Origin of the sequence: Gracilibacillus timonensis (assembly GCF_900086715.1) — a bacterium.
Classification (GTDB): domain Bacteria; phylum Bacillota; class Bacilli; order Bacillales; family Amphibacillaceae; genus Gracilibacillus; species Gracilibacillus timonensis.
Map to the genome: position 1 here is coordinate 19,001 of NZ_FLKH01000006.1, position 22,618 is coordinate 41,618.

Sequence of the window (22,618 nt, forward strand, 5' to 3'; positions counted from 1 at the left end):
ATCGCTTACAAATGCACGATTTTTATAAAAAATGCCTCCCCTTATCCACTTATGATAAGAGAGGGCATTTTTTCTTTTATATCTTCACGAGTCACATCCATCTTCTACGATTATAGACAGCAAGTTATTATCCTTTTCTCGCTCCTCGTCCGCCGCGTTTAGATTCTGTATGCTTTTTCAATGTTGCTAGTCGATCTTCCGAATCTTTTAAGAAACGATTCATCTTCTGTTCGAATGATTCGCCTCTGTCACGGTTATTTTTTCCATTCCCTTGACTTTTGCGACGATTGGATGAGTTGGATTCATCTTTTGCTTTTTTAATAGATAAACCAATCTTCCCATCATCTTCTACATTAAGAACCTTCACCGTTACTTCGTCACCAACCGTTAAGTGTTCATTAATGTCTTTTACATAATTATCGGCAACTTCACTAATATGGACGAGTCCCGTCTTACCTCCTGGTAATTCAATAAACGCCCCAAAATTAGTAATACCCGTTACCTTACCCTGTAACTTGCTGCCTACTTCGATTGACATAAAAAAATTGCTCCTCCTTAGAATGTAAAAAAATATATATTACAACTATATTATATCCAAGCAAGTAAAGCGGTGTCAATAAGATGGCTCTTCTTCAGGCAGTTTAAAGACAATTTCGCCTTTTTCTGTGAAGAAATAATTGGTTTTCGCAATTTGTAATAAATAATCTTCATCATTTAATAACTCTATTTCGCCCTCTAGTTGTTTTTCCTGCTTTTCAAGATTGGTTAATTCATCCGACAGCTCGGTGTACTCCTGCTGCATATTATGGTGCTGGATACGTTGATTCACGTGAAAGGAAATGAGGCCAAGCATTATAACCGCAGCTACTATACCGAACATCATTAATCTTCTGTATAGTTTCTGCTTACGACGTTTTTGGCGTTTGACCTGTGCATCTTGTTGTTCTATATAGGCTTCATTGATACGGGATACTTTGTTTCGTCTAGCCATATGAACCATTTCCTCCTTATGCTCATTTGTGCTTTCTTCTTATTTTACTATAAAACCGATGAAAAAGATGTAGATAATTTTGCGCATTTTTTGGCAAAAGTTTTCTGACCTTATGGAACAGCCAGGTGATTGGAAAAAATACCCACTTCAAAATAGTCAGCAATAGGGAAACTATTTTAAGCAGGATCACGACTATGACCGTAACGATCCACACAATAGGTCGAACCAGCAGTATGCGTATCAATTGATAAAAAAATCGATATAAATGTTTGATGACATGTATACATATCTCCAATACCCGGCTGAAGAGACGTTCAAACAATGCTTTAAACATAGCAAATCCACATAAAACAGCCAAAAACAGATAAAAACGTACAATGCCTTCATTTACCACAAAAAGAACCGTAAAGAGGACCATGGCTTGTATAAACCAAAATAAGATTTCCAGCAGGTACTTCCAGGTTATGCTGTTCCTCCATATAGGTGCCAATCGATTAAAAGTAAAATAGGCGGCGCCAACATAAACCCCGGATAAGAGCATCGTTAATAGGGTAATAAATTGGGTGCTTAAGGTCATTTAAACAGCTTGCTAAACAGTCCTTTAGCCTTCTCCCCATGGTGCTCGTCCAAGTAAGTCAGTTCATATACCTTCCCTTTTATCGACACAATCCCTGACTCCACATCGAGATTCTTCATTTGTAAGTTCTCCCCACGGATGACAAGATAGCCCATCACCGTTTGCAAAAGAAACTCCTCACTATCAAAGCTATCTACTTCTTTGACTCCATCTATCTCTAGCAATCGGCGGTTTGTCATTTTAACTTGATGGTCCAATTGTGATGTCGGCGTCGGCTTCTTTTCATAATAGTTCATTTCCTTATTCCCTCCTTTTATCCATTACTAATCTATGAATAAAGGGACAAGTTTAGAACAAGGAGACTCACGATTATTGCTTATATTCTTCCTTTTTCGTCGTATATAATTGGGCGGCTTCCTCTTTTTTGACGGCTTCTTTTAACTCGTTAATTTCTAGTATTACGATCTTTTGGCCAAATTGAATCTGCAGCTCATCTCCAACTGCTATCGTTGTAGACGCCTTGGCCGTGTTGCCGTTTACGAGAATTCTACCTTGGTCGGCTATTTCCTTTGCTAGTGTTCTTCGTTTAATCAGACGTGATACCTTTAGAAATTTGTCTAAGCGCATAGCGTTTTCCTCCTAGTCTTCCAGCTGCTTGGCTTCTTCCCAAAAACGATCTAATTCTGTTAACGAGAAGGCCTTCCATGGCTGTCCGCTTTCTTTTACTCGTTGTTCCACATGTTCAAACCGCTGCTTAAAAACATGATTGGATTTGATTAAGGCGATCTCTGGGTTAATCTTATAATATCTTGCTAGATTCGTCATTGCAAATAGAATATCTCCAAACTCCTTCTCCTGTTCTGCTACCGTCTCTTGCTCCAGCGCCTCCTTCCACTCGGTGAGCTCTTCATAGACTTTGTCCCACATCGGAGCAGGCTCTGACCAATCAAAGCCTACCTTGGCTGCTTTCTTCTGTATCTCTTCCGCTAGTAAAAGGGCAGGCAGACCTTCCGTGAGATGAGCAAGGAGACTAGTTGGTTGACCGCCTTTCTCCTCACGCTTAATGGTCGCCCAGTTACGAGCCACTTCTTGTTCGTCCTCTACCTCTATATCAGCAAACACATGCGGATGCCTGCGAATCATTTTTTCGGTAATACTATATATTACGTCATCGATGGTAAAAAATCCTGCCTCTGTGCCGATTTGGCTATGCAGCATGACTTGCAAGAGCACATCACCTAGTTCTTCAGCGATGGCTTGATCATCCTCTTGATCAATTGCCTCGATGACTTCATACGCCTCTTCAATCAAGTATTTTTTTAGTGTCTGATGGGTTTGCTTACGATCCCACGGGCATCCGCCAGGCGCTCTTAAAATGGCAATCACTTCCTGTAGGCGGTGGAATTGATGATTTAATTGTTCCTTAGCAACCGGGGCGACATACACACTTGTGAGATTACTCAACGAAACTTGCTGATCCAGCTCTACTAGAGGAACCTGCTGCAATCGTTCCTCTTTACTGCCCACCGCCTCTACAATCGTTACTAGCTGCTCTGGCGGCAGATCCTCTAACAAGGTAAGTTTCACTTCGGAGGCGATGAAACCATCGTAGACCTGACAGAAAACAAGGTGCTGCTCGTAGGAAAGCTGATGACGTTGGAAGCCAGTGGCATCAACCAATTGAAACCCTTCAATAGGATCGATTTGCAATGCCGCAAACAAATCATCCAGAAAGCTTTGACCTCCGGCAATCTTCACCTCAATCTCACTTTGCTCGAGAAGCAACTGTACGGTTTGCTCCGCTAGCATCGGATGACCTGGCACGGCATAAACGATTTTTTCAGCTATTTTCGCTTGTTCCACTAGTTGCTTCACAATCTGCTGATAGACCTCTGCAAACTGGTCATGCTGCTCATACACGGCATCAAACGAAGTAAAATGAACCCCTTCTGTACTTAGCGTTTGAACGACGGGATGATCCAAGGTGCGTACCATTACCTTTTTTGCGTTCCTTATTTTTTTATAGATACCGAGAGGCAGCTGATCGATATCACCGCCGCCAAGGCCGATAATTTCTATCATTGGTTTCATAAGTATACCCCCTGATTTATTTCTGCTTGCGTACAGACAGTTGTTCTCGCTCTTTTTGATTCAATGCACCCGTTTTGATCAGTACGAAGACATAGACAGCTGCTCCTGCTGCCACTTTTACAAGCACAATGACGAATAAATAAAACCGATCATCCACTACGGGCAGCAGCAACTGCAGGGTGTATAAAAGTAGTGCCATCACACCACTAGCAAGCAAGAGTTGTTTCCAAGGCAGAACGCGAAATCGGTCTACCTTGATTCGTGCCCGCAATAGGCGATCATAGCTTAAGGCAATAGCAGCGAGCGTCACTACCGTGGCCACTGCACCCCCATTCACTCCCAACCTGGTGATCAATAGATCATTCAACACTAGCTTCAGCAGCAGTCCAACGAGCAAAATCGCGGCCGTCCATCGCATATAACCAAATCCTTGTAATATCGCGGCAAGGGTGACAGCTAAAGAAGAGAATAGAATCGCAAGCGCTAAGATACGTAATGCGGTTGTCCCGCTCTGATTTTGAAAAAAGAGCTGATTAATCTCTGGAAGTAACAGCAACAAACCAACCGTCGCCCCAACCGATAATAAGACCGCATATTTTATCGTGCTCCGTATTTTTTCCAATGTGCCTTGCTGGTCCATCTGCCACGACAAGCTGGTCACTTGAGGAACCAGAGCCAAGGCAAGTGAAGAGCCCAAAACCGTCACCAATTGGACAAGCGGCTGACCTCGGTCAAAGATCCCTTTCCATTCTCTAGCCTCTTCCAACGTGAACCCATAAGCAGATAAGGCAGGAACCATGGTAAAGGCATCGGCTAACTGCATGACTAACAGCAGCATATGATTAAGACTAATCACGACACCAGATAAGATGATCGATCGGCCTAAAAAACGGAAGCTGTGCCCAGTCAGAGAGGTTCTTGGCTCTATCTGTTTCCTCGTATAGCGCTGATAGAATGGCCATAGAAACAGAGCGGCCAGCAACAAACCCGATCCAGTCGCCACAATCGCGCCCGTTGCAATATGGTGGACGGCTAAGTGCTGATAGAAAATCAAGATGGCTGTCGCAATAAGTAAGCAAGCGCGAAACAATTGCTCTACCATTTGTGAATAAGCGGTCGGTTCCATCCAGTGCCCCGCCTGTGTCACCCCTCGTAATAATGCCACAAAAGGAACCAGTAGAAACACCCATCCCAGCTGTCGGAGCGCACGGATTAGCTGTTCGTCCCCCATCATCCCTGCTATCAACGGACTGGCCCAAAGGATCAACAAGGCAATGACAACACAAAAGCCGATCATCATACATAAAATCCGGCGGTAGCTCTGTTTATTTTTGGCAGACGGCCACTCAGCCAAATATCTTGAAATCGCCGCCGGAAATCCGTATAAAGCCAGCATCGAAGCAATCCCAAGGAGCGGATAAAGCTGTTGGTACATATAGAACCCAACATCCCCCGTGAGATTCTGTAAAGGTATGCGATAAAAGGCGCTAATCACCTTGCTGAGCAATCCAGCAATCATTAAGGCAAAGGCACCTGTATAGATTTTTTTTACTCGTGTCATGCGGTACTTCCTTTAAGTTAAATTAATTGTCATTATACCATAATACAAAGAAACCCGCTCCTACAAGTAAAGCATAACAAACCGGCAACTAGGGAAACTATATCACATACAAAACCACCTTGCTAAAAGGTCTTGCAAAATAGGCGACAAATCTTGGTAAAATTGATAAACTGCTAACATACATAAAAAGAAGCGGGAGATGTACATATGGAAAATATCGCATTAATCAGTGTTGCCGCAATCGTGGTGGCAGGTATCTTCTCACAATGGTTGGCTTGGCGCATACAGTGGCCATCGATTGTGATTATGTCAATTGCCGGTTTGTTACTTGGACCGGTCTTTGGACTATTTGATCCACAAGAAGCGCTAGGAAATTTCTATAGTCCATTAATCTCCCTTGCCGTGGCAATTATCTTATTTGAAGGGAGCTCAAGTCTTGATGTACGTGAAATTAAAGGGGTGTCCAAATCCGTCTTTCGTATTGTCACGTTCGGGGCCTTTCTCGCTTGGATTGGCGGGGCACTTGCGGCTCATTTTATCGCAGGGTTGAGTCTGGAAATATCGTTTATTATTGGCGGGCTATTTATTGTAACTGGGCCAACGGTCATCATTCCTTTACTCCGCAATGCTAAGCTCAAACCTCGAACTGCAGCTGTCCTTAAATGGGAAGGGATTATCGTCGATCCGTTTGGGCCATTGCTTGCCTTGTTTGCCTATGAGGTCATCAAGGTACTGACCACTGAGACACTGCAAGCCGATTATATGCTGAATTTTTTTATTAGTGCCGTGATTGCCATTATTTTCGGTTATGTGATTGGTTTTCTAGTCAGTTTGATGATTGGCAAAGGCATGTTTCCGGAATATTTGAAATCACCAATTATGATTGCCTTTGTATTACTTTGCTTTACTCTGGCAGAGGTTGTCATGCATGAGACAGGTATGCTTGCCGTTACGGTAATGGGTTTAACGGTTGCGAGGACAAAGCATTATATCTCGTCCCTTGGTCATGATGTCAGCCATTTTGTCGAGAATATATCGGTCTTGCTTACATCGACCATCTTTATTTTGCTGACCTCTTCCTTGTCCCGAGAGACGATTGCTGAAATGTTTACATGGCCGATTATTGGCTTTGTTCTAGTAATGCTCTTTATCGTACGCCCACTGTCAATTTGGCTATCCACTTTCGGAACGGAGCTTTCCAATGCAGAAAAAGGGCTGATCGGCTGGGTGGCACCTCGGGGTATTGTGGCACTGTCTGTTTCGGGATACTTTGCCACTAACCTGCTGAATGATGGACATGAAGGGGCAGAACTCTTGACCACCCTAACCTTTGCGCTAGTGTTTATCACCGTCTGCGCGCATGGATTTTCATTAGGGCCGGTGGCTAAGGCGCTCAAACTGGCCAATGATGCACCACCCGGAATTCTAATCGTTGGGGCTAACAGCTTTTCGATTGCACTAGCTGGACATTTACAAAAACTTGGCATCCCTGTATTAATCAGCGATCCATCCGCTACCCAGCTGCTGCCGGCCATTCACCAACAAATTCCGACCCATCAAGGACATATTCTGGCCGAGCACAGTGAGTATGAGGTAGACCTGACTCCATATGAAACCATTTTATCGATGACAGGGGATCCTTCCCTTAATGCGCTCGTCAGTCAGTCGTATGCACCCAGATTTGGTTATAACAACACCTTTTCTCTGCCGAACCGCAACTATAAACAAGGGAAACAAAGCGCGGTACCTACCGCAAGAAAGGCCCACTTGCTATTTGATGAAGAGGCGATTTTTACCGAGTTAAATAAACGAATCAATACCGGCTACACGATACAAACCTTGCCATACCAGCAAAAAGAGAAAATAGAAAGAGAATCCTTACCAGATGATACGATTCCTCTTTTCGTGAAAAAGGAAAAGACAGCTGTACAATTTGTAACATTGAGACGTAAAATCACCCTGGATGAGGGAGATCAGCTGATCGTGCTGCGAAAGGGTAGCTCTGAGTAGAAAAATCAGGGAGAAGTTTACCCAGTCCTTTCAGACAAGCTCGATTGGAAACTGCTATAAGATGTTTTTGTACAATAGAGCCATTTTTTAGGTTCTTTCCTGTACGAGTCAAACGCTATGAAAAAAAGAAGATTTGGCTGAGTTCATCATAAAGCACCCATACACATTAACGCTCAAAATAACGACTAGAAAAACTTACACAATTCAGCTTATCGATCGTCTGATTAGTTCACGTTTAAATCCTATGATAGTGCATTTCTTATTTATATAAAATAATAGGAGAGCGGGGTGGCCGACAGCTTCCCGCTCTCCTTTATAGTTTTTGCCCATAATAACGTTCGAGTGAAAAACCTCTGCCAAGAATTTCAGAGGCATTCATAAAAATGGTGAAATCCTCTGGTGCTTCTTCCTGCAGCAACCTTTTTAACTGTACGGCCTCTGGTTGTTCCGCGACACAAAGAATCATCGTCTTATCCATTTTGGAATAGCCGCCAACCGAGCGAATCTTCGTCATGCCCCGGTCAATGCCATCCTGAATCAAGCGCTGAACCTTCTCCTCTTCTTCGGTAATAATCAGAATCAGCTTCGTCGAGGCGGTGCGCAATTGAACAAAGTCAATTGCCTTACCGCTAATATAGATCGCCATCAACGCAAACAAGGTGAGCTCGATATTGAATACCACCATCGAGGTGATCACAACCAGCCCGTCTACGATAAACTGCGAATAACCACTGGATATCCCGGTAAACTTCTTAACGATTTGGGCAATCGCCGCCGTACCACCCGTCGAACCATTTCCTTTATAGACAACGCCGAGACCGGCCCCAAGAATTAAACCACCATATAGGGCACTGAGAAATGGATTGGTCACCTCAACCGGTATATCAGCAGATAGATAAATCGTAAGCGGCACCCAAAAAGTACCGACTAACGTTTTCAGGCTAAAATCCTTGCCAAGCGCCAGCCAGCCAATAAAGAAAATCGGGATATTAATCGCCAATTGAACGATAGCCGGATTTACGGCATATAGTTCATAAAGGATCGTACTGACCCCCGAAATCCCCCCAGCCGCTAAACGCGCCGGGAGGAAGAAGATATTATAGGCAAGCCCCACGATTGTTGCCCCGATAATAATGTATATATATTCTTTCCAAGCGTTCGTTGTATACCACTTTTTCATTTGCTGTGTTCCTTTCTTTTCACTAATCACGGTTAAGAAACCTATCTTACTGTATCACCTTATGAAAAAATAGTAAACATGGATGCCGTACGTGTTTATTCCGAGCGAGAATTCTGCTTATCTATCCGCTTGATCACATGAGATAACTCGATAATAACAGACTCCAGATCTTTTAATTTGCGCTCAAATCGTACAAATAAATAAATCGTTATAGCAATGGGAAAGCCAAAATTACCGATCAAGGTTACCCACAAAGGAACTGTTTCTGGTGTCATACGCTCCCCTCCTTTCCTTCCTACGTAATAAAGAGAAAAAAGTGGAGAAAATGAAAGGTTTTATCTTCATCCTTTCATTTTATTGTCTGCACTTCTCTTTAATCGTTAGAAAGAAGGGCTGAGAAATGGAGATTATCGTATATTCAACAGACCTATATATTTTCTGTCAAAAGCAGAAGGCATTCCTAGAAAGCTTGGGAGTGGATTTTGTAGAGAAGGATATCCAGAAAAACGAACAATATCGAGAGGAATTCTTCGAACTGGACGGAACAGGTACTCCTCTCACTGTTTTTAAAGTCCTCTCGTATTCGTTAGATTTAATCCACTAATACATGATAGGACTCAATCGTTGGGAAGCATTTTCCTTCACGATGTTCCACCAACAATTGTGTGTCAGTAGTTCTTAATATAAAATAAAGGTAACAGAAAGGAACGATTTTAATGATGAATGGCTTAGAAGTATTTCTCATAGTTGGTCTAATATCTGTTATCCTTTCCTTCTTTATTTGTCGCAGTATAAAAAATAAACAACAGAAGTCATATACTTTTATGATTCCACCTATAGTAGTAACTGTTATAGTTGTGTTGGGCATGATTATATCTATCTTTTTGATCCCTGATGGTTGGGTAATTCTAAGTAATGCTTTTTTTGCACTGGTCATTATAATAGGTGCTTTTTTAGGTTCATTACTTGTAGCACTTACCAAATAGTATGATATAACTTTATAGATCATATTTAAAGTAGATGACAGATATCAAGTGGGGAAAAAGGTTAATGAATATTAACTTTTGAAGAGACTCGGCGTCAGAGTATGAAAGTTCGGGAAACAAAACCTCAACAAATGATTGTTGTGTTTATCCAATTAAAGCGTAATTTGGTCTTAACGTCTCTATCTGTTTTATATATTGCCAATATCTGTACAATATCCGCTGCCAACATAATGCCTCCACAGAACAATTAAGGTGTATTCCAGAAGAAAAGAGGTATAATAAACACCCATAACACGAATAGCATAAGAAGCAATCATGGTATAGTTCATATCCATAGTCCTTTCTTTAAAAATTGATAGAATCGCAAATATTCAAATGTTCTCTGTTAAGGACCAGAATAAGGATTCTACTCTTTCGTCTCTATTAAATACCAAATACCATTATAAAAACAAAATACAAAAATATATTTAAAAGCCACCATTTCTTTCTTCATATTCTTCAAAAATATATGTATGTACTACTTGAACAACCTTATTAACAAGGTCATTAGGCGCTTTTCCTTTTATCTCCGAATTTCTTGTTTTCCAATCCAAATTTTTGATTTGATCCACAATAAGGACACCTTCCATATCTAATCCTTCAGGAATCGAAATATGAAACCCCCATTTTTTTTGCGTTCGACTAATTGGACAAACAGTGGCATAGCCAGTAATACGATTAAATTTTTGAGGAGATAAAACAAGAGCAGGTCTTCTTCCATCCTGCTCAGTCCCTGCCTGTGGATTAAAATCTAAATAAATAAGATCACCTCTAGCCGGTACTTGCATTATATTTCTTCCTTCCCTACTGTATTACTAAATAATTCCTCGACTGGATTTTCTCCCTCACATTGAGCTAGAAGAGAATCCAACGTAGGTCTGTTGGATACTTTGAGCATTATTCCATCTTGAGTATCAAAAATTTCTAATTCTGTGCCGTTTTCCACACCATATTTTTGAGCGATTTTGAATGGAATGCGAACTCCAATACTATTCCCCCACTTTTTTGCTGTAACAGACATCATATACACTCCCTTATGATGATTTTCCCCCATTGTATCACATCCTTATCATTTTGTATATACTAGTTTATACAAAATGATTCAAAATGATACCTTTTACATAAGGTTAAAGTTAATTTTCTTTCTATTTTACCTTAAAAACCAGTCAATGTAGGAAAGTACTTCTTTTTTATGGGACAAAAGCATTGAATGTTAAAATTCAGTTCATTGCGTGAAAAACTTCAAAGAGATGAAGTAGTGAATAATTCTGTATTTAGACTCATCTAATAAAATAATATTCGATTTTTCAAACAAGGCTTGAGCAATATTTAAGCGCTGCTTCATTCCTAATGAATATTCTTTATCACTAAATTTATTGCTGTCCCTACCAAAATTAAATGGATTGCAGCCGGACTAAAATCGGAATCCACATTCCAAAGAACAGTACTAGCGATAATACGTTTCCATGTAAAGCCTTTTTCCATCGTACTTCTTCCAAGTTTATAACTACTTCTTTTTTAAGCGGGTGGATCCCCCCCCCCATACCTGCCATAAGAGCTACAAAAACCATAAAAACAGCACTAAGAATGATCACAGTAAGAGCTACTAAAGAGGTTATTTTCAAACCCTTCGTATAGGCATAAACAGCTAATACCCCGGCAAGAAATAGCGGCCCCCATAACTTGAGCCAATCCGTTATGACTGGGAGGTACATAGCTCCCCCAAAAAGGATAATGGGTATGATACTACCCATGAGAACGATCCAACGAAATCCAACTTTATTGATTTGCATGTAAGAAACCTCCTAGGAATAAGAATGTAGTCTTCCCTAACAAATTCAGTACAAATTTTCACCTGTAAACTTCATCCTCAGCATAACATTGGTGAAATAAATATCAAAAAGGATGAACGCTAAGCAGGCTTTATATTTTTAGTTATTAGAACTATAATAAATGGTATAGCGCTTCCATAGAAGATAAGGAACTGCAGAATACCAAGATTAAATGAACTCCAGAAGATTGTTTTTAAAAAGGGGGAGGCCGAATACGATGAAATTAGTAATTTTTCACTTGGGTTATTTTATGGCACTTGTATGCTTATCTTTCTTCACTTCTTTCTTTTTATTCGGAATGGCGTTTGGTGGAGCAATCAATTTATTTATATTGGCGGTTTCACTTGTATTCAGTGTGTCGTGGATTGTCGATTATATTTGGCGTTTTCTAAGTATGAAACCAGATACCGAAAAGATACGATTAATCCCCCTGCTAAAAATGGGGCATTTGTCAGTTTATTTCTTTCTAGTATTTTTATAGTGTATAGTTTATTGCTAACTACCTTGTTCCCTCTCCCAAATGAGATGTCCCCACATGGGTATTTCTAGGAACACCCGCTGTGTTGCTTTTAATATGGTATGTGCTTTTGTATAGATATACGAAGCATAAAACAGACAACATGCAACTGATATCATGTTTGCTTCTTGTTGCCGTCTCCTTCGCGTACACTTACAATATTCTTGAAGTTTATGTGGTAGAATTCATGCGATAAAATCAAGCCAGCTATTTTTTTCGCTCGCGTCGGTTTCATTTTGCGAAATAAAACAAAGATCACAAGAAACCAAATAGGAATAATAAAAGCAAAACTAAAGAAGAATGCCCAATCCGATTTGATCCCCCATCCTTCTGGGATAACAGGACCATCATTAAGACCATCACTCATATTATATTTATCTCGAATACGTTTATAACCAATAATGAATATAGGAGTAATAACTATATAATATAAAACCACGATCGTTTTTATAAATGCATGAAACATAGCAGATTCCTTAATTAATAAACCGAGCAAAAGCAGTAAAATGAGGCACAGCACAATAAACATGTTTATCCCCTCTCCATGTAGCATTAAAGAGAAACGATTCTCCTGCTACACTGGCTATAATTGACTTTACCTTTTTATGGGAGTTCATGATAAAGGGTTCCATCGGTGTCCATAACGTCCACATTAGGCTCTAAGGAATCCAGTAAAATAATAATAGAAGGATTGGCTTCGGTGGACTGGTTCTCAAAGGTGCGCACATGTACGATCATTCGAGCACTCTTACGTTCAACCGATAAAACCTCGATACTATTCCCTGCTTTTTCTTCACCTAGAGACAGGATCATCGCCTTGTCATCCCCATATGTATTGAAAGTTTTAAACCCCTCGATCCCCGGATGTTCTTGCAGATGCTCATAATACGTTTTCAAATCAGGATCTAGGCTTTCCTCTTTTGCAGCCACGGTAAAACTACGGCCATTAAGCTCTTCCAAGCCTATATAGGACATACCTGCTAATGCCACCACAACGATGGCGGCCAGCGTTATTTTCTTTCGTAACGATTTATTTCCTACAAACCATAACAAACAGCCAACCGTGAAGATACCTGCTCCAATCAATGAGATCGGCATTCCCACAAATCCACCAATGATAAATCCACCAATCACAAAGACCAGACCGCTCCCGCCTACGATAATTTTTCTTTTTTCTTCGTTTGATTCTTGGATAAAATATTTTGTAAGTGCGTACCATATCGCGCCAAATAGTAGGCCGATTAGATAGATAAATAACAGTTTCATTTCTTATCATCCTTATTGATGTTGCGTTTGTGATGGAGTGCTTCTACCCTTGTGTCCATTCCAGATCTAACGTCTCTATCGCTTCTTTCAACTTGTTCTCTCCTATTATTTCATATGATTTTTGATTCATCGTTATAAACGTATCGCCAAAATCCATGTGATGTTGTTCCAGAGCGTTAAAATTGGGCTTTTTTTCTGTCATTGTATGAATGGTTATAATATAATTCATGGGTGATGATGAACGGCTTGGCTTTAGTGTCATATCGGCAGACTTCTTCATGATGGTTTCCATTGTTTGTTTATCGTTAATCTTAATATATGCATGGCTCGATGCAACATCATCGGAATCTTCCCTTCGATAGATATCTATACTCTGGATATCGTCTGTTGTGGCAGCAATGTTCTCGGTAAACACTTCCTTCAAGGTTACGGTTCGAATGTTTTTTTGATAGACAACGTATCCTGCCAAATCTCTATTTCTGCTGTCTGTTTGCTCGTATTACTAGCTATTCTTTTATCAAACTCCGACAGAAGACTCCCACCTCAAGGAATGTGAAGGGCATAGCCCGATGAGTAGGTGGGAGATGAATGTCGGTAGTATCCTAAATAGTTGAAAACAGCGAACATTTGTGCTGTGATATGATTGTAAGTTGCTCTTTGAAAACTGAAGATAGGAGGTTGTTGCAGGAAAATCGTCTGCAACGTAAAATCTTCAACGTTCAGTCGCCCCACACGACCCGAAGTTGCGAAAATCAAGCTAAAGTAGGACGTGTGGCGAGTCGGGCGTACAAGATATAAAGCACGAACCGTTGGGATGACGGGGTTAGCTTGCTAAAAAACTGGTGGATGCACCGGTGTTCGCAGGAATCTCCCACTTCAAATTTTCATTAGAAAATTAAGTGGGGGTAGTTCAAATCGTTCCTTCTCACCCACAACTACGTTTCGTGAAGTGGTCATCCATAACTTGGATGATAAAAAGGTAACACGGATTATGATAGAGAACAGAAGTAGAACAGAAACCCTTGTGGCTACTATGGATAATCAGATGCCCCTCGATAAACTATTCCGTCAATTACCGGAAATGGAACTAAGACGAACGCTATTTAACAATAAAGACTCATTGGATTATAGTTTAATCGTAGAAACGGGGTATGACTCTCACCTCTTTAGTTACGACAGCAAATATGTCTCCGTTCGTGGAAAAAAGTATAAGATTACCTCTGGCGATCTAGTCTCTTATATTGATCAGTTGAACTTGGAATGGAAAAATTATAACGAGTGGTTTGAGAGCGAATAATATATGACTATCTTCCATAACCTCTTCATGAACCATATTTCTCTTTTTCCCATGCTATGATCCTTCAATTATGAATACCGCCCTGATTTTTAGACTACCGTGATTTCTTTATCTTGAGGACATTCGCAATCACCATTAACATGATTCCCACCACGCACATGATGATGCCAACCATATCTGTTGTGCTTAATGACGGACCACTTACCATCCAAATAGCAGCACCCATAATTAAGAAAATAAAGCCTGTTTTTGTTAGGTAACTCTGCCCTTTGAGTAGAATGGGATAGCCTCCTAATCGTTTATCATTTGTTCCCTCTAAGCCATCTATGATACAAAATTACTGGGACAGACGCGGCTTTCCCAGTACCACCATCATCACGGAAACGAACGAAAAGATCAGAATATACATCGCCAAGATAGCATATGCAGCCCCTTCAAAGCCTCGTATCTCTACCAGTCCTATATAGCCCAATATACCTGTCGTCAACACACCCAGGATGGCAGGGATAATATGCAACTTGGTTTTATCACTTACCTTCCTCAGTATACCCGTTGCCAATAACAGAGCAATCCCAAGAATACTGGCAATAAGTAATGGTTTTATAAACATCCTCACCCCTCCCCTCCTGACCGAAAGTTGCGTTTTCTATGCTACTATTTTATCATATAAGTAAACGCTTCCCAAGAAGGGATTAATTCTACGGTTTGTTTTTCTCAAGCTGAAATAGCTTTAAATACTGCCAGAAATAGGGGGGAGTTTTGTGAAGAAAATAATATTTATCATACTTTTCATTGCTATCACCATCTTTTTATTTTGGCGTTGGCATGCAGAACCTGAGATTTCAAAAGAAGAGGCGGTAAACACGGTTATTGAGGAGCATATGAGTAATACAGGGGAAATAAAAATATTATCGATTCAAAAAAGATGGGGAAACTATATCGTAGAATGGGAAAATAAGCAAAATTGTGAGAAAGGGAAAAATACGATTGATGGGATAAATGCCGAAATACGCAAAGGAAAAGTTTCCGTATGCTAATTGCACCTCATTACGATGTGTTACGTAAAAAAGTGAGCCTCTTTCCTATCAGCAGACCCACTTTTCATCGTATACGTGATGGCTTACTGATTCGCAAGCTTTTTAATTTTCTCCTTACTAAGCTCTGTTACATCAGCGATTTCACTGATCGACATTCCTTTGGCTAGCAACTTCATAATTATTTCTTGCTGTCCTTCTTTCATCCCCATTTCATAATAGGAATTAGGAAGATGACGGACCACTTCTTTCTCCTCTTCCGATAAGTTTTCTAGGTTCTCGATTTCCTTCAGCACTTGTTTTTCCTCCTCTTCGTTTAGTTGCAAATACGTATCAAAAAAACCATACAGCAGTTCCATTCTCGCTGGGTCGATTTCCTTTCGATTAAGCTAGTATTATTTACACAAAAGTGCTTGTATCTGGCTTGCCACAGTGATCATCCCTAACCACCATAAAGCCCCTTAAACATAAGCTTTCCGCTTACTTTAAGGGGCTTTTTCTTTAATCCATCTGCTTCGCTAGAAAGGTTGCTGCGGTTTGGGCCGCTTTTTCTTCCAGTTCGCCAAATGTTTTTTTCTCTTTGCTGAACAGGATCACACAGCCAATCGGATCACCACTGGCCACAATCGGTTGGATCACATAGGAGCTTACGGTTTCCTCCTTGCTTTCCACCATTTCTAATTCCGTAGAGCTCGATTGGCTGGATGGCTGACGCTTATCCATTACCTCATCCATTTGCTTGGAGATATGTTTACCTAAATAATCTTTCTTTGATTCTCCTGCGACAGCGATGATTTCATCCCGATCACTAATAAGTACCGACACATGTAAAGAGTCGAATAATGCCTCTGCGTATTCTATGGCAAAATCGCCAAGCTCACTAATGGGTGAATATTTCTTCAGAATCACTTCCCCATCTCGATCGACAAAAATCTCTAGTGGATCTCCCTCTCGTATCCGAAGTGTCCGACGAATTTCCTTTGGGATGACCACCCTGCCTAAATCATCAATACGACGTACGATTCCTGTTGCTTTCATTCATCATTAACCTCACTTTCTCTTCATACAGCATAAGATAATTATGTTGTAAGGTTAGTATGATGAATTAAAATGGAAACTATACCTTTTTTCGGGGATTTTTTTCCGTTAGCTGACCGAGGCAGCTTTCATACCGTCTAATGCCTCGATAAACTCTGCCAATATATCATAACGTTTGGCATATTGTTGTTTATCAAAACGGAAATCCACCTTTAATTTCTGCTGCTCGGTGCCTAATTGAATCATTCTGCCATACTGATTAGCCAACTCAAACAACTTTGCCCCATCGAGTGCTCTACTGCTCTCTTCTTCCATGATGACCTCCATTGTCTGCTTCCGCTCCGTCACCGATTCCACCCGTTCTTTCTTGAGCATCATTTTCAGCGCCGCTACTTGAAGCAGGTTTTCTACTGGATCTGGATAGTCGCCAAAGCGATCGATTAATTCATCACGCAAGTCTTGAATATCCTCTTGGGAATAAATAGATTGGAATCGTTTATACATATCCACCTTTTGCTTTTCATCCGCAATATAAGAATCAGGAATATAGGCGTCTAGTTTCAAATCAAGTTCTACCTCAAATGGTTGGACTTCTTCAATTGTCTTCCCTTGTTTCTTCGCTTCCACTGCCTCTTGCAGCATTTGCGAGTACATATCAAAGCCGACCGAGTCGATAAAACCATGCTGTTGGGCCCCGAGAATATTACCGGCACCACGGATGGATAGATCGCGCATGGCAATCTTAAAGCCAGAGCCTAATTCCGTAAATTCCTTAATGGCCTGCAATCGTTTCTCGGACACTTCTGTTAAGACTTTATCCTGATTGTAGGTAAAATAGGCATAAGCCACTCGATTAGAACGTCCCACACGTCCACGGAGCTGATACAGCTGGCTTAACCCCATATGGTCAGCATTGTAAACAATTAGGGTATTGACATTGGGAATATCCACGCCTGTTTCGATAATGGTGGTGCTGACAAGTACGTCGGCCTCTCCTTCTAAAAAGGAGAACATCACATTCTCTAGTTCCGTCTCATTCATTTGTCCATGCGCAACGGACACACGTGATTCAGGCACCAGAGCCTGGATTTCCTGGGCAATTCGCTCAATCGAATCTACTCGATTATATAGAAAATAGACCTGCCCTCCCCTGGCTAATTCACGCTCAATCGCTTCTCGCACTAGTGGTGCATTATATTCCATCACATACGTCTGGATCGGAAAACGGTTCTCTGGCGGCGTCTCAATGACGGATAGGTCACGCACCCCTAACATCGACATATGCAATGTACGTGGAATCGGTGTAGCCGTAAGCGTCAGTACATCAACATTCGTTTTTAATTGCTTGATCTTTTCTTTATGTTTTACACCGAAGCGTTGCTCTTCATCGACAATAAGCAGACCTAAATCTTTATAGACAACATCCTTGGATAACAGACGATGCGTACCGATGACTAGATCGACACCACCTGTTTTTAGGCCTTTTAATGTTTCGGTTTGCTGCTTTCTAGTACGGAAACGACTGAGCAAACCAACATTGATCGGATAATCCTGAAATCGTTCCATTACCGTCTTATAGTGCTGCTGTGCCAAGATCGTGGTTGGCGCTAAGATAGCCGCTTGTTTGCCATCTGCAATTGCCTTGAACGCAGCTCGAATAGCTACCTCCGTCTTGCCATAGCCTACATCCCCGCAAAGCAGGCGATCCATTGGTTTTTCGCTCTCCATATCCTGCTTAATTTCTTCAACACAACGAAGCTGGTCGTCGGTTTCCTGATAAGGGAAGGCCATTTCAAAATCCTTTTGCAATTCTGTATCCCCATCAAAGGCGTAACCCTTGGCTGCTTCCCTTTCTGCATAAAGCTTCATCAAGTCGTCGGCAATATCTTCGACCTTGGACTGCACCTTGCTTTTTACTTTTTTCCAATCGTTGCCGCCTAAGCGATACATCTTAGGTTCTTTACCCTCGGAACCAACATATTTTTGCACCAAATCGATCTGATCAATCGGCACAAATAGTTTATCGTCACCCGAATATTTAATCAGCATAAAATCTTTGTGTATCTTATTGATTTCCAATGTTTCAATGCCGATATAACGACCGATGCCATGATTCTGATGTACCACATAGTCGCCGACTTTTAATTCTTGATAGCTTTTAATTCGTTCGGCGTTAGAAATTTTTTGCTTGCGTTTCTTTCTGGTAGTCTGTTGTTTAAATAACTCACTCTCGGTAATAATAGCTAACTTATGCATAGGCAGCTCAAAACCACCGCTTATATTTCCAATCGTCACGGTTGGCTGTTCAATAGGCAATGCCGGGAGTGATTCCCGAATCGCCACGTTCATTTGATAATCATCCAGAACGGATTGTACTTTTTCCATCCGTTTAGGGTCAGGTGCTAAAATAATCACGGAATAGTTGGCCTTATGCCATCGTTCCATCTCATTTTGCAATAAGTTCATTTGACCATGAAACTGCTGCATCGCCCGACAGGAGATACTTACAATGTTGGCCGGTGCTGTATTAGGAATATGACGCAAAAATACGGACATATAGATACGCGTTTGTTTCATACTTTGCCATACGGCATGCCAATCAAAAGATAAATTCACATCATGTACCACTTTGGCCCGTTGCAAGTGGTCTTTGAACCATTCCTGTTCTTCTGCATCGAGATGGGCAGCCGTCTCTTGAATCCTGCTCATCTCATCCAGCATTACCAATCCATCTGCTGGCAGATAATCTAGTAAACTATAATGCTCGTCATAGAAAAGGGACATATATTTTTTCATCCCTTCAAAACGTTCTCCCTGCTGCAGACGATCGATATCACTACGAATCGTTTCTGTTAAGGTTTGCTGATCGGCTTGATTCTTGATTTTCTTGATCGAATAAGACAGAGCCTCTTCCAGTTTCTGTGCTGCAGCTACTAAGTCATGTTCCTTCAGCAGTAATTCAGTAGCTGGTAAGACTTGAGCCATCTCTAGTTTTTCTAACGATCTTTGTGATTCGGCATCATAATAGCGAATCGAATCTACTTCATCATCGAATAGTTCAATACGAATCGGCTGTTTTTCCGTTAATGGGTAAATATCAATAATGCCGCCACGCAAACTGAATTCGCCCGGACTTGATGTCATGTTCTGCCGGACATAACCCATATCGACTAACTCTGTTAACACCTGATCTATATCTAAAATTTGTCCTAATGTAAACGACAACTGGTATTCCTTCCAGTAGGCTAACGGTGGTAACATTCGCTTCAAAGCTGCGACAGGCGCAATCAGAATCCCTTCCTCACTGGAAAGCCATTGGGTCAAGGCAGAAATACGCTGGCTTAGTAGCTCTGGACTGGATACCGCTAATTCCGCTGCTAATAGTTCATTGACCGGATATAAATAGACTTGAGCATGCTCGGAAAACTCCGTAATATCATCATATAATTGCTGCGCTTGTGTGAGTTGATGTGTTACAATCAATGTTTTCTTTTTGGTAGACTCCTCTAATATAGTCGCCAAGATTCCTCTAGCCGAACCAGATAAGCCGGATATTAACTGTTCTTTCAAACCAGATTCAATACCATCGATGACCGAATGGACATCATCATGCTGCTTCAAGGCTTGTTTTAACTCGTACATAAGCTCCCCCTACTTCTCCTAACATGATAGTTTCTTTTATGCAGCAACAAGGACATTCGTGCTTCGGCCTTGTGCTATACGGTTCATTTCTCTTATAGTCACGCAAAAATGCTTTGGTTAAGCTACCAAAGCTTTCTTACCTAGGTTATATTATTGAATAAAATGATCTACTTCATGATATTGTGGATGCTGTTCTAATAGTTGCTGACAACATTCGCAAATGGCAAATAGCGTCACCTGCTGTTGAGGATGGTAACGAAGCAGCTCCCTCTGTTCCTCGTCCGATAAAAAAGACCAGCCAATCTTATCGAAATCGAGCATGTGTGGCTGAATACTAGCCATCTTCGTTCCACAGTGCTTACACTTATAAGTGATCGTCATCGTTGCCTCTCCTTTTTTGTGAGTTTACTACTAGCTTAACCATTACTCACAAAGACTATGCAACGAAAAAAAACAGACAATCCTTATTTATTGTAATCATTCATTACCTTCGGAAAAGGTTTATCCATCCATGTCTCCATTGCCTCAGCGGCGATCGTGATGGACTTATCGACTGACTCTCGATCTTGCTTGGCAAACTTTCCTAATACATAATCAATAACCGGGATGGGACCATCTGGTCTGCCGATACCGAATCGCAAGCGGTTAAATTGTTTGGTTCCTAATTGATCAATACAAGAACGCACCCCATTATGTCCGCCGTGTCCGCCTGTTTGACGCAACCTTATCTTACCTGTAGGCAAATCTAAATCATCATAGATAACGGTTATTTCGTCTGGCGCTATGTCATAATAGTCCACTAATGGCTTTACAGATTCGCCAGATAAATTCATATATGTCTGTGGTTTAAGCAGGATAATCTTCTCTGTACCTACTGTCTCTACGGTCCATTGTCCGTTGAACTTACTTTTATCCAGTTTCCAGCCATTGCGCTTCGCTATTTCATCGATCACCATAAAGCCAATGTTATGCCTTGTCTTGCGATATTTCAAACCTGGATTTCCTAATCCTACGATACACTTCATAATTCCTACTACTTCCTTTTCCTAAAGTTTCTTAAGTTATAGTGTAACACAAAAAGGTGATCCATGAACATCAAACAAGGTCACCCCGTGTCCGAATTTTATTGGCAAGCCATAAAATCAACCAGCACATGCCTGCCCCAAGAAGGAGATAGGCAATAATAAATACATAACCTATCGTTCCTAAGTATGTCAGACTTTCCATAAAAGCCCCTAATAACCCTCCAATCATCACCGTCACCATATATGCGGTAATGGTTAGTCCCCATTTTAAGACGGGATGAGACAGCATAGTGAACATGGCAATGACGATTGGTGCCAGAACCATCATCGTAGCTAATCTTGTGATGATTTGTATGAATGAATCTGCAAAAGTAATATCACTAAAACCGATGAATCTACCGATGGACTCAAGCAATAACCAGACAACACCGATAAAGAGCACACCTAAAGTCCTTGCTCGGAAAAATGCTTGCAGTGGCAAGGGTAATGATAACATAAATCTTCTCACATGTTGTTTTTCGTCCATTTGCGTCAGAGACAAGCTCATAACAAAAACTAATACATAGCCGGTTACAGAAAAATCGGTATAAAAAAATGTTCCTGCAATCGGGGCAAACAGAACAAGAAAAAGCAAGCCCCATCGCATCAGCCAAAGGTCGAACTTTATAAGCGTTATCAATCGACGTCACCACCTAAGTAATAATCATGTAAATCCTCCAGTGTGGCACGCTTCATTCCTTCTTTGGAAACGGCGTCTTTATGTATGGTACCATCATCAGCCACGACATGATTCGCTTGCAATTCCTCTACAGCTCCATGCAGGAGAATTTCTCCTTTGTCCATCAACCATACGGTAGTAGCGAGCTGCTCCATGTCTGACAGAATATGAGAAGAAAAAATGATCGTGGTTCCACTATTTTTATGTTCTTTTTTCAAAAGGGCAATCATTTGTTTTCTAGACTTGGTGTCCAGACCGGATGTTGGTTCATCTAGCAATAATAGCTTGGGATGATGTGCAAGTGCCACCGCAATACCTGCTTTCATACGCATCCCTCGCGAAAGTTTCTTGACTTTTTTCTTAGCGTCCACTTCAAATGTATGTAACATGGAAAAGAAATAGGCTTCATCCCAGCCCGTATAAACCTCGCTTAATAGCGCAGAAAGTTTGGATAAATGCAAATCATCATATACGGATAAATCATCAAAAACAAAGCCTACATCGCGTTTCCATTCCTGTAGCGAAGAAGCCAGATTTCCTTCTATATAACGATAAATCGCACCGCTTGTCGGTCGGATCAATCCAAGCACCAGTTGAATCATCGTGGATTTACCTGCACCATTGTTTCCGATAATACCGAGAATCTCACCTTTTTCAACTGTTATGCCAGGAATCTTCAACATAAATTGATCCCTTTGCTTGGTCACTTGTTCAAGCTGTAAAGCTATGGTCATACGTTCACCTCTTTGCTCTATCTTAAATCTTATATTAGAACATAATATGTTAACACAAAACTTTGCTAAATAGAGGCTAC

At 41.1% G+C, this 22,618-nt stretch carries 29 protein-coding genes and 1 pseudogene; 6 read left to right on the plus strand and 24 right to left on the minus strand.

Features of this window, described 5'->3' with window-relative positions:
• Positions 1-127: 127 nt before the first annotated feature.
• From BN6556_RS00275 to BN6556_RS00305, 7 genes are all read right to left on the minus strand, one after another.
• A complete protein-coding gene (locus BN6556_RS00275) occupies positions 128-538 on the minus strand; it encodes a S1 domain-containing RNA-binding protein (protein ID WP_066185612.1) in 411 nt (136 codons plus the stop codon).
• 75 nt (positions 539-613) lie between these two features.
• Positions 614-991 carry an FtsB family cell division protein gene (locus BN6556_RS00280; RefSeq protein WP_066185615.1) on the minus strand — a complete coding sequence of 126 codons (378 nt, stop codon included), beginning with the start codon at positions 989-991 and terminating at the stop codon, positions 614-616.
• A 22-nt stretch (positions 992-1,013) separates the two neighbouring features.
• Positions 1,014-1,568 carry a spore cortex biosynthesis protein YabQ gene (yabQ, locus tag BN6556_RS22780; RefSeq protein WP_066185618.1) on the minus strand — a complete coding sequence of 185 codons (555 nt, stop codon included), beginning with the start codon at positions 1,566-1,568 and terminating at the stop codon, positions 1,014-1,016.
• The gene (gene yabP / locus BN6556_RS00290) at positions 1,565-1,864 is read right to left on the minus strand and encodes a sporulation protein YabP (RefSeq protein ID WP_066185621.1); all 300 of its coding nucleotides are present in this window, start codon (positions 1,862-1,864) and stop codon (positions 1,565-1,567) included. Before yabP ends, yabQ begins: the two co-directional genes overlap by 4 nt.
• Positions 1,865-1,937: 73 nt before the next feature.
• A complete protein-coding gene (locus BN6556_RS00295; protein ID WP_066185624.1) occupies positions 1,938-2,195 on the minus strand; it encodes an RNA-binding S4 domain-containing protein in 258 nt (85 codons plus the stop codon).
• Positions 2,196-2,207: 12 nt separating this feature from the next.
• Positions 2,208-3,659, minus strand: coding sequence for a bifunctional methyltransferase/pyrophosphohydrolase YabN (yabN, locus tag BN6556_RS00300; protein ID WP_066185627.1), 1,452 nt, complete (start codon positions 3,657-3,659; stop codon positions 2,208-2,210).
• A gap of 16 nt (positions 3,660-3,675) precedes the next feature.
• Positions 3,676-5,220, minus strand: a complete 1,545-nt coding sequence (locus tag BN6556_RS00305; RefSeq protein WP_066185630.1) for a putative polysaccharide biosynthesis protein — start codon at positions 5,218-5,220, stop codon at positions 3,676-3,678.
• Positions 5,221-5,427: 207 nt separating this feature from the next.
• Between BN6556_RS00305 and BN6556_RS00310 the strand changes: the two genes are divergently transcribed.
• On the plus strand, positions 5,428-7,230 hold the full coding sequence (locus BN6556_RS00310; RefSeq protein ID WP_066185633.1) for a cation:proton antiporter: 1,803 nt from the start codon (positions 5,428-5,430) through the stop codon (positions 7,228-7,230).
• A gap of 313 nt (positions 7,231-7,543) precedes the next feature.
• Here BN6556_RS00310 and BN6556_RS00315 read toward each other — a convergent pair whose 3' ends face one another.
• A complete protein-coding gene (locus BN6556_RS00315; protein WP_066185775.1) occupies positions 7,544-8,410 on the minus strand; it encodes a YitT family protein in 867 nt (288 codons plus the stop codon).
• Between the two features lie 95 nt (positions 8,411-8,505).
• Complete coding sequence (locus tag BN6556_RS00320) at positions 8,506-8,685, minus strand: YvrJ family protein (protein ID WP_066185635.1); 180 nt, start codon at positions 8,683-8,685, stop codon at positions 8,506-8,508.
• A gap of 125 nt (positions 8,686-8,810) precedes the next feature.
• On the opposite strand from BN6556_RS00320, the gene BN6556_RS00325 reads away from it, so the two are divergent.
• A complete protein-coding gene (locus BN6556_RS00325) occupies positions 8,811-9,014 on the plus strand; it encodes a glutaredoxin family protein (RefSeq protein ID WP_066185637.1) in 204 nt (67 codons plus the stop codon).
• Between the two features lie 112 nt (positions 9,015-9,126).
• Positions 9,127-9,396, plus strand: a complete 270-nt coding sequence (locus tag BN6556_RS00330) for a hypothetical protein (RefSeq protein WP_066185639.1) — start codon at positions 9,127-9,129, stop codon at positions 9,394-9,396.
• Between the two features lie 467 nt (positions 9,397-9,863).
• Here the strand turns inward: BN6556_RS00330 and BN6556_RS00335 are convergent, their stop codons facing one another.
• The 4 genes and pseudogenes from BN6556_RS00335 to BN6556_RS00345 form a co-directional block, all read right to left on the minus strand.
• Complete coding sequence (locus tag BN6556_RS00335) at positions 9,864-10,223, minus strand: type II toxin-antitoxin system PemK/MazF family toxin (RefSeq protein ID WP_066185643.1); 360 nt, start codon at positions 10,221-10,223, stop codon at positions 9,864-9,866.
• Positions 10,223-10,489, minus strand: a complete 267-nt coding sequence (locus BN6556_RS00340; protein ID WP_066185650.1) for an AbrB/MazE/SpoVT family DNA-binding domain-containing protein — start codon at positions 10,487-10,489, stop codon at positions 10,223-10,225. Before BN6556_RS00340 ends, BN6556_RS00335 begins: the two co-directional genes overlap by 1 nt.
• Before the next feature lie 225 nt (positions 10,490-10,714).
• A pseudogene (locus BN6556_RS22415) lies at positions 10,715-10,792 on the minus strand (ATP-binding cassette domain-containing protein); the annotation flags it as partial.
• A 37-nt stretch (positions 10,793-10,829) separates the two neighbouring features.
• A complete protein-coding gene (locus BN6556_RS00345; protein ID WP_066185656.1) occupies positions 10,830-11,228 on the minus strand; it encodes a hypothetical protein in 399 nt (132 codons plus the stop codon).
• 256 nt (positions 11,229-11,484) lie between these two features.
• On the opposite strand from BN6556_RS00345, the gene BN6556_RS00350 reads away from it, so the two are divergent.
• Positions 11,485-11,748, plus strand: a complete 264-nt coding sequence (locus BN6556_RS00350; protein ID WP_066185659.1) for a hypothetical protein — start codon at positions 11,485-11,487, stop codon at positions 11,746-11,748.
• Between the two features lie 151 nt (positions 11,749-11,899).
• Here the strand turns inward: BN6556_RS00350 and BN6556_RS00355 are convergent, their stop codons facing one another.
• The 3 genes from BN6556_RS00355 to BN6556_RS00365 form a co-directional block, all read right to left on the minus strand.
• A complete protein-coding gene (locus tag BN6556_RS00355; protein WP_066185662.1) occupies positions 11,900-12,313 on the minus strand; it encodes a hypothetical protein in 414 nt (137 codons plus the stop codon).
• A gap of 74 nt (positions 12,314-12,387) precedes the next feature.
• The gene (locus BN6556_RS00360; protein ID WP_066185664.1) at positions 12,388-13,050 is read right to left on the minus strand and encodes a hypothetical protein; all 663 of its coding nucleotides are present in this window, start codon (positions 13,048-13,050) and stop codon (positions 12,388-12,390) included.
• Positions 13,051-13,093: 43 nt separating this feature from the next.
• A complete protein-coding gene (locus BN6556_RS00365; protein WP_066185668.1) occupies positions 13,094-13,519 on the minus strand; it encodes a hypothetical protein in 426 nt (141 codons plus the stop codon).
• A gap of 522 nt (positions 13,520-14,041) precedes the next feature.
• On the opposite strand from BN6556_RS00365, the gene BN6556_RS00370 reads away from it, so the two are divergent.
• On the plus strand, positions 14,042-14,347 hold the full coding sequence (locus BN6556_RS00370; protein ID WP_148436625.1) for a hypothetical protein: 306 nt from the start codon (positions 14,042-14,044) through the stop codon (positions 14,345-14,347).
• A gap of 337 nt (positions 14,348-14,684) precedes the next feature.
• Here BN6556_RS00370 and BN6556_RS00375 read toward each other — a convergent pair whose 3' ends face one another.
• Positions 14,685-14,957 (minus strand): hypothetical protein, encoded by a 273-nt coding sequence (locus BN6556_RS00375; RefSeq protein WP_066185673.1) that lies wholly within the window; start codon positions 14,955-14,957, stop codon positions 14,685-14,687.
• Positions 14,958-15,108: 151 nt separating this feature from the next.
• Here BN6556_RS00375 and BN6556_RS00380 point away from each other — a divergent pair, with 151 nt between their 5' ends.
• Complete coding sequence (locus BN6556_RS00380; protein ID WP_066185674.1) at positions 15,109-15,384, plus strand: hypothetical protein; 276 nt, start codon at positions 15,109-15,111, stop codon at positions 15,382-15,384.
• Between the two features lie 83 nt (positions 15,385-15,467).
• Here BN6556_RS00380 and BN6556_RS00385 read toward each other — a convergent pair whose 3' ends face one another.
• The 7 genes from BN6556_RS00385 to BN6556_RS00415 all read right to left on the minus strand — a co-directional run bounded on the left by BN6556_RS00385 (position 15,468) and on the right by BN6556_RS00415 (position 22,538).
• Positions 15,468-15,677 (minus strand): hypothetical protein, encoded by a 210-nt coding sequence (locus BN6556_RS00385; protein ID WP_130858616.1) that lies wholly within the window; start codon positions 15,675-15,677, stop codon positions 15,468-15,470.
• Positions 15,678-15,882: 205 nt separating this feature from the next.
• Positions 15,883-16,419 (minus strand): stage V sporulation protein T, encoded by a 537-nt coding sequence (gene spoVT, locus BN6556_RS00390; RefSeq protein ID WP_066185679.1) that lies wholly within the window; start codon positions 16,417-16,419, stop codon positions 15,883-15,885.
• A 108-nt stretch (positions 16,420-16,527) separates the two neighbouring features.
• The gene (mfd, locus tag BN6556_RS00395) at positions 16,528-20,061 is read right to left on the minus strand and encodes a transcription-repair coupling factor (RefSeq protein WP_066185682.1); all 3,534 of its coding nucleotides are present in this window, start codon (positions 20,059-20,061) and stop codon (positions 16,528-16,530) included.
• A gap of 150 nt (positions 20,062-20,211) precedes the next feature.
• A complete protein-coding gene (locus BN6556_RS00400) occupies positions 20,212-20,442 on the minus strand; it encodes an anti-sigma-F factor Fin (RefSeq protein ID WP_066185685.1) in 231 nt (76 codons plus the stop codon).
• Positions 20,443-20,525: 83 nt separating this feature from the next.
• Positions 20,526-21,086: an aminoacyl-tRNA hydrolase gene (pth, locus tag BN6556_RS00405; protein ID WP_066185687.1), complete on the minus strand. Its 561-nt coding sequence runs from the start codon at positions 21,084-21,086 to the stop codon at positions 20,526-20,528.
• Positions 21,087-21,156: 70 nt separating this feature from the next.
• Positions 21,157-21,765, minus strand: coding sequence for a hypothetical protein (locus tag BN6556_RS00410; protein WP_066185689.1), 609 nt, complete (start codon positions 21,763-21,765; stop codon positions 21,157-21,159).
• The gene (locus BN6556_RS00415) at positions 21,762-22,538 is read right to left on the minus strand and encodes an ABC transporter ATP-binding protein (protein WP_066185692.1); all 777 of its coding nucleotides are present in this window, start codon (positions 22,536-22,538) and stop codon (positions 21,762-21,764) included. Before BN6556_RS00415 ends, BN6556_RS00410 begins: the two co-directional genes overlap by 4 nt.
• Between the last annotated feature and the right edge of the window lie 80 nt (positions 22,539-22,618).

Excerpts from the sequence above, each read along its gene's own strand:
- BN6556_RS00320 (WP_066185635.1), bottom strand. The coding sequence starts at position 8,685 with ATGACACCAGAAACAGTTCCTTTGTGGGTAACCTTGATCGGTAATTTT.
- BN6556_RS00295 (WP_066185624.1), bottom strand. The coding sequence starts at position 2,195 with ATGCGCTTAGACAAATTTCTAAAGGTATCACGTCTGATTAAACGAAGA.
- yabN (WP_066185627.1), bottom strand. The coding sequence starts at position 3,659 with ATGAAACCAATGATAGAAATTATCGGCCTTGGCGGCGGTGATATCGAT.
- yabQ (WP_066185618.1), bottom strand. The coding sequence starts at position 1,568 with ATGACCTTAAGCACCCAATTTATTACCCTATTAACGATGCTCTTATCC.
- pth (WP_066185687.1), bottom strand. The coding sequence starts at position 21,086 with ATGAAGTGTATCGTAGGATTAGGAAATCCAGGTTTGAAATATCGCAAG.
- BN6556_RS00375 (WP_066185673.1), bottom strand. The coding sequence starts at position 14,957 with ATGTTTATAAAACCATTACTTATTGCCAGTATTCTTGGGATTGCTCTG.
- BN6556_RS00355 (WP_066185662.1), bottom strand. The coding sequence starts at position 12,313 with ATGTTTATTGTGCTGTGCCTCATTTTACTGCTTTTGCTCGGTTTATTA.
- BN6556_RS00335 (WP_066185643.1), bottom strand. The coding sequence starts at position 10,223 with ATGCAAGTACCGGCTAGAGGTGATCTTATTTATTTAGATTTTAATCCA.
- BN6556_RS00340 (WP_066185650.1), bottom strand. The coding sequence starts at position 10,489 with ATGGGGGAAAATCATCATAAGGGAGTGTATATGATGTCTGTTACAGCA.
- BN6556_RS00315 (WP_066185775.1), bottom strand. The coding sequence starts at position 8,410 with ATGAAAAAGTGGTATACAACGAACGCTTGGAAAGAATATATATACATT.
- mfd (WP_066185682.1), bottom strand. The coding sequence starts at position 20,061 with ATGTACGAGTTAAAACAAGCCTTGAAGCAGCATGATGATGTCCATTCG.
- spoVT (WP_066185679.1), bottom strand. The coding sequence starts at position 16,419 with ATGAAAGCAACAGGAATCGTACGTCGTATTGATGATTTAGGCAGGGTG.
- BN6556_RS00350 (WP_066185659.1), top strand. The coding sequence starts at position 11,485 with ATGAAATTAGTAATTTTTCACTTGGGTTATTTTATGGCACTTGTATGC.
- BN6556_RS00400 (WP_066185685.1), bottom strand. The coding sequence starts at position 20,442 with ATGACGATCACTTATAAGTGTAAGCACTGTGGAACGAAGATGGCTAGT.
- BN6556_RS00325 (WP_066185637.1), top strand. The coding sequence starts at position 8,811 with ATGGAGATTATCGTATATTCAACAGACCTATATATTTTCTGTCAAAAG.
- BN6556_RS00370 (WP_148436625.1), top strand. The coding sequence starts at position 14,042 with ATGATAGAGAACAGAAGTAGAACAGAAACCCTTGTGGCTACTATGGAT.
- BN6556_RS00345 (WP_066185656.1), bottom strand. The coding sequence starts at position 11,228 with ATGCAAATCAATAAAGTTGGATTTCGTTGGATCGTTCTCATGGGTAGT.
- BN6556_RS00330 (WP_066185639.1), top strand. The coding sequence starts at position 9,127 with ATGATGAATGGCTTAGAAGTATTTCTCATAGTTGGTCTAATATCTGTT.
- BN6556_RS00275 (WP_066185612.1), bottom strand. The coding sequence starts at position 538 with ATGTCAATCGAAGTAGGCAGCAAGTTACAGGGTAAGGTAACGGGTATT.
- yabP (WP_066185621.1), bottom strand. The coding sequence starts at position 1,864 with ATGAACTATTATGAAAAGAAGCCGACGCCGACATCACAATTGGACCAT.
- BN6556_RS00305 (WP_066185630.1), bottom strand. The coding sequence starts at position 5,220 with ATGACACGAGTAAAAAAAATCTATACAGGTGCCTTTGCCTTAATGATT.
- BN6556_RS00360 (WP_066185664.1), bottom strand. The coding sequence starts at position 13,050 with ATGAAACTGTTATTTATCTATCTAATCGGCCTACTATTTGGCGCGATA.
- BN6556_RS00280 (WP_066185615.1), bottom strand. The coding sequence starts at position 991 with ATGGCTAGACGAAACAAAGTATCCCGTATCAATGAAGCCTATATAGAA.
- BN6556_RS00415 (WP_066185692.1), bottom strand. The coding sequence starts at position 22,538 with ATGACCATAGCTTTACAGCTTGAACAAGTGACCAAGCAAAGGGATCAA.
- BN6556_RS00310 (WP_066185633.1), top strand. The coding sequence starts at position 5,428 with ATGGAAAATATCGCATTAATCAGTGTTGCCGCAATCGTGGTGGCAGGT.